This window comes from Rhizobium sp. 05L419 (genome assembly GCF_056397845.1).
In genome coordinates this window covers 1-2,891 of record NZ_JBFTOF010000066.1, presented here as the reverse complement: position 1 = coordinate 2,891, position 2,891 = coordinate 1, and the positions used below count along the sequence as shown (strand labels likewise).

Sequence of the window (2,891 nt, the reverse complement as noted above, 5' to 3'; positions counted from 1 at the left end):
GCTCCGAACAATAACTGAATCGTCATTTGTCGAGGGTGCGTCTGATTGACTCATGGGCGGGGGATTCCCGTGCGGATCAGATAGACGTATGTCGATGGCATGATCGACGAGGATGGCATCAGATACCGTTGGGCGACAGTGGGGCGCAAGCTTGATGAACGCGGGCGTCGGATGTTTGCGGCGGCCGAGGCGAGCACGGCGGGATGGGGCGGGCTTGCGGCGGTCTCGCGGATCACCGGGYTGGCGCGGTCGACGATCAATCGCGGACAGGACGATCTGGATGCCATACCTTTGGAGCAGGGGCAGGTTCGGCGTSCTGGCGGCGGGCGCAAAGCGGTGAGCGCGCTTGATCCTGATCTTGTTCCGCAGTTGAAGCGACTGGTGGAGCCGGCCACGCTTGGCGATCCCGAGCGGCCCTTGCTCTGGGTGTCGAAGAGCATGGATAAACTCGCCGACACGCTGACGGCGATGGGCCACCCGATCAGCGCCGACACGGTGGCCAAGGAATTGGTGAAGCTGGGTTTTTCCCGTCAGCGCAACCGCAAGGCGGACGAAGGCTCGCACCATCCCGATCGCAACGCCCAGTTCGAGCACATCAACACGAAGGTGATTGCCGCCCAGGCTAAGGGCCAACCGGTCATTTCGGTCGACACTAAGAAAAAGGGTGTGCTGCAGAGGCACGGAAGGAGTTCAGCATGAACTAAGGCCGTATCGTAAAGCTGCGTGGAAGATGATGGCAGGCCCATCGGGATCGGCTTTCAGGAGCGGGTTCCAAACCAGCCCGAGCTGCTGCGGTAAAGAGCCGTGGTGGTGAGCGTCGGGTGAAAAGTCCTAAGCAAGACTTAGGGCAGGTGAGTGTCCAAAAGACGAGCGCAAGCAAACCCGCCGATGACGCGTCGTTAAAGTATCAAGTGTCGTCAAAACCAGGGGCGCTTTTTTCTCCTGAGACAAGTCCGCAGGAAGCCTGATGACTGTGCGGACGGCGACCGGCGTATAGGGGGCGTGAGGTGGACACAGGCTTTTGCGCGGAACTGCAGGAACCAGCTTGCTGATGGCAAGGGAGAAGCACAAGCGGCCGAAAGCTGCGAGGCGAGAGTACCGATGCAGGAAGCTGGGGCGGACCGACCCGTAGTAGTGATGAAAGTCCTGTAATGGGGCTGGAGCGAAGGGGTCGGGTCAGGTGGTCGTATCTTTTGAAACAACTGGAGACAGGATGACGTCGACGGATACGACAGACAAGCCGTTTAGGATCGATAAGCGGCTGGTGTACGAAGCTTATAAAGCGGTCAAATCCAATGGTGGTGCGGCCGGCGTGGACGGGCAGACGATCGAGCAGTTCGAAGCCGACTTGAAGGGTAATCTCTACAAGATCTGGAACAGGATGAGTTCGGGAAGCTACTTTCCGCCACCGGTGCGCGCCGTCCCCATTCCCAAAAAGACTGGGGGCCAGCGGATTTTGGGTGTGCCCACCGTGAGCGATCGGATCGCGCAGATGGTGGTCAAGCAGTTCATCGAACCGGAACTTGATCAGATCTTCCGGCCAGATTCCTACGGCTACCGGCCGGGCAAATCGGCTCTGGACGCCGTAGGGATCACGCGTCAGCGGTGCTGGAAATATGATTGGGTTTTAGAGTTTGATATCAAGGGCCTGTTTGACAATCTTCCACACGATCTCTTGCTCAAGGCCGTCCGCAAGCATGTCAAGTGTCAATGGGCGGTGCTCTATATCGAAAGATGGCTGACGGCGCCCATGGAACAGGATGGACAAAGGATAGAGCGTGATCGCGGCACCCCGCAAGGGGGTGTAGTCAGCCCGAGTCTTTCAAATCTTTTCCTGCACTACGCATTTGATCTGTGGATGGACCGGACATACCCCGACCTCCCATGGTGCCGGTATGCGGATGACGGTCTGGTGCACTGCCGGACCGAACAGGAAGCGGAGGCCATCAGGGCCGCCCTTCAAGCAAGGCTGGCGGAATGCCAGCTGGAAATGCATCCCACCAAAACCAAGATCGTTTATTGTAAGGACGGAAAGCGCAAAGGGAGGTATCCGAACGTCACTCTTGACTTTCTTGGATACCAATTCCGGCCGCGCGTGGTCAGAAGCTCTCGAAACAGGGAACTGTTTTGTAGCTTCACGCCCGCAGTCAGCCCTTCCTCGTTGAAGGCCATACGATCGACGGTCCGGGACTTGAATATCCGACGGTTAACCGTGCGCTCACTGGACGATATTGCCCATATACTCAATCCGCTCCTGCGGGGATGGATACAGTATTACGGTCGGTACAATCCCTGGGCGTTGGAGGCCATGCTGCGACACGTCAATTTGACGCTCGTGGGATGGGTGATGCGGAAGTTCAAGCGCTTTCAAGGGCGTAAGGTTGGGGCGGCGCGCTTCCTTGAGAAGTGCGTTCAAACCCGTCCCTCGCTCTTCGAACACTGGCGCAGAGGAATGATCGGCGCGTTCGCCTGATGGGAGCGGTGTGAGGTGAGAGTCTCACGCACCGTTCTGCGAGAGGCTGGTGGTGCAATTCCACTGGCCTACTCACCAACTGGTGGGCAACTACAAGAATGTCGGCAGCGACTATCGCCCGAAAGGCACGCCGATCCGCGTCAAGGTGCACGACTTCGAGGACAAGGAACTGGGCAAGGTGGTGCCTTACGGCATCTACGACGTGACGGCGAACGCGGGCTTCGTCAGCTTGGGCATTACCGCCGATACGGCCGAGTTCGCCGTTCAGTCGATCCGGTACTGGCTCGATCGCATGGGACGAGAGCGCTATCCCAAGGCACGTGAACTGACCGTCACGGCCGATTGCGGCGGCTCAAACGGCGCGCGCGTCAGGCTATGGAAGTTGGAATTGCAGAAACTGGCCGACGAGACCGACTTG

The 2,891-nt window shown here is 58.5% G+C and carries 1 protein-coding gene and 2 pseudogenes; all 3 read left to right on the top strand.

Annotation, left to right across the window (positions count from 1 at the left end; all coding sequences use genetic code 11):
- Nucleotides 1-99 precede the first annotated feature (99 nt).
- Nucleotides 100-663: pseudogene (locus AC1DMK_RS30905) on the top strand (ISAzo13-like element transposase-related protein); the annotation flags it as partial.
- Between the two features lie 550 nt (nt 664-1,213).
- A complete protein-coding gene (gene ltrA, locus AC1DMK_RS30900) occupies nt 1,214-2,473 on the top strand; it encodes a group II intron reverse transcriptase/maturase (RefSeq protein ID WP_477864022.1) in 1,260 nt (419 codons plus the stop codon).
- A gap of 76 nt (nt 2,474-2,549) precedes the next feature.
- Nucleotides 2,550-2,891, top strand: a pseudogene (locus AC1DMK_RS30895) (ISAzo13-like element transposase-related protein); the annotation flags it as partial.

What these genes read in the sequence shown, in the direction of transcription:
- ltrA (WP_477864022.1), top strand. Translation starts at nt 1,214, where the DNA reads ATGACGTCGACGGATACGACAGACAAGCCGTTTAGGATCGATAAGCGG.